Here is a 2,340-nt window from a genome sequence, read left to right as displayed (position 1 = left end):
TTAATAAGAGATACAGCTAAAAGAGATATTTCAGAAGTGCTGAAGGAAGTCAAAAAAGCAAGAATAGAAATAAGAGCACTAAATGGAGAAAAGCCCGGTCTCCCCCCTACCCTTGACCAAACTACAAAAGAAGAACTTTTAGAAAAACTTAAAGAGCTGTCAAAAATTATGCCGTCTCATGGACGCATTGCTTTTGCTTACATGCCTGAAGAAGTAAAAGAAAAAGCAAAAGAAATTACAGACTGGCTTTTAAAGCAGCCTGGATTCTCTCAATCTGTTGAAAGATATAAGGACCTTGCTAAAGAGCTGGCCAGCCACTATACATCAAATCCTGAAATTTTAAAAAAAGTAGCAGACAAGGCTTACGAAGACATACAGAAAAGAGTAACTCAGATTGTGCTGAAGGGCGCAGCAGCACTTCAGAAAGACCCGTCAAAAGTTATAAATACAGTATGGCGCTCAGCATGGAGAGCTTTAGAAAGAGAAAGATTAAGAGCAGAAGCAGAGACCAGCATTGCAGCTCAAAGAGAAATGGAGAAAAAAAGAAGAATGGCAGAAAGAAGGGGTGAAAGCCGTGAGATTTAGAGCTATAATAGCTGTCCTAATTCTCATGCTTGATTTTTTATTCGCACCTTTTTTACTGCTTTTCCCGATTTACGCTAAAGATTACGGCTTTAAAGAAGGCCTTCCTAAATGGGAGGCATATATAAAAGAGAAACCTTTATCGGGAATATCTTTACTGCTCAAAAAAGAAGATGTGAAGACCTCATGGCTGTGGTTACAGCCTGCTGTTTTTGCAGCTTTAATTTCTGTACTTTTTCCTATCTATGGAAGGAGAAAAAGAAAAACTGATGAGTTGGGTCTTCCTGAAGCAGCAGGAAGAGGAGAATATGGAACCGCAAGGTGGAGAACAGAAAAAGAAATATCAAAAACTTTTACAGTGTGGAATTTGAACAACAACCCCCCGAAAGGGGGCTTTGTTGTAGGGTTTAATCCTTCTACTTCAAAAGCATGGCTTGACACAGGAGATACTCACTGCTTAGTTATAGGCTCAACAAGAAGCGGTAAATCAAGAAGAATAATACTACCAACGATATGGGCTATTGCAAAAACAGGAGAAAGTATGATTGTATCTGACCCCAAAGGAGAACTGTACAGCTATACATCAGAATACCTAAAAAAGCTTGGATATAAAGTTATTCTAATTGACTTAAGAAATCCATATCGAGGAAACCAGTGGAATCCTGTTTTAGAAGTGGCATCTTATCTTGAAGCCGGTGATTATTCTGGTGCAAGTCAAAGTGCATGGGACATAGCGAACATAATAACAAATCAACAGCCACAAATAGGGGTAGACCCCATATGGCCTCAGTCACAGGAAAGCTTAACAGCTGCTTTAATTTTAGCTGTTGCTTCTTCTGCGCCAAAGGAGGCAAGGCATTTAGGCAGTGCTTATGAGATGCTCCACCGCTTAGGCGCAAATGGAGGAGAATTATTAGATAGGTATTTTAAGTCGTTACCCTATACACATCCTGCTGCTTCAGCCTACGGAGTTGCAGCTCTTTCAGAAGATAGATTAAGAAGCTCTATATTCACAGGCACTGCAGCACAGTTAAGGCTCTGGAGCGACCCTGCAGTTGTTTATCTTACATCAAAAAAGGACCACGATTTAGATGCTGTAGGAAAAGAAAAAGCAGCAGTATTTATAGTCATTCCTGATGAACGAAGCACACGAAACGTATTAGCAACACTTTATATTTCGCAAGCCTATCAAGCTTTAGTTGACCTTGCAAATAAAAACAGAGGAAGACTTCTTCAAAGAGTTAATTTTATTCTAGACGAGTTTGGGAACCTTCCTCCAATACCTGACTTTGATAAAAAAATCACTGTAGCAGCAGGAAGAAACATGAGGTTCTTGCTGGCTGTTCAGGATATATCACAGATTAAAGCAAAGTATAAAGAGCTTGCTCAGACAATCACAGGAAACTGTGCTGTCTGGGTATATATCCTCACAACAGACCCAGAAACAGCGAAGATAATAAGCTTAAAAACAGGACAGTACACAATAAGGACTGAAAGTTATTCTTCACAAGTTAAACATACAGATTACAGTCACAGCACATCAGAGGGCCTCACAGGAAGGCCTTTATTAATTCCTGATGAAGTTTTGAGGTGGCCGCAGGATAGAGCACTTATACTTCAGGCAAGGCAGAATCCTGCATGGCTTCCCCTACCCGACCTTTCTAAATGGCCTGCAGCAAAAGATTTAATTCCTGCTGCTTTAGAAGAAGCTGTAAGGGAGGTGGTGCCTGCTCCTGTATGGATACCTGACATCGAGAA

At 40.3% G+C, this 2,340-nt stretch carries 1 protein-coding gene and 1 pseudogene; both read left to right on the top strand.

From position 1 onward, the window contains the following. A pseudogene (locus EV203_RS13050) lies at positions 1-585 on the top strand (MobP3 family relaxase); the annotation flags it as partial. Beyond that, a partial coding sequence (locus EV203_RS13045; protein ID WP_132040886.1) for a VirD4-like conjugal transfer protein, CD1115 family occupies positions 575-2,340 on the top strand: 1,766 nt, incomplete at its 3' end. The pseudogene EV203_RS13050 and the gene EV203_RS13045, both read left to right, overlap by 11 nt.

It is taken from the genome of Caldanaerobacter subterraneus, from assembly GCF_004345675.1.
GTDB classification, from domain to species: Bacteria; Bacillota; Thermoanaerobacteria; order Thermoanaerobacterales; family Thermoanaerobacteraceae; genus Thermoanaerobacter; species Thermoanaerobacter subterraneus.
Note: the sequence above shows the minus strand (reverse complement) of the source record. Positions and strands in the feature narration are given on the sequence as shown.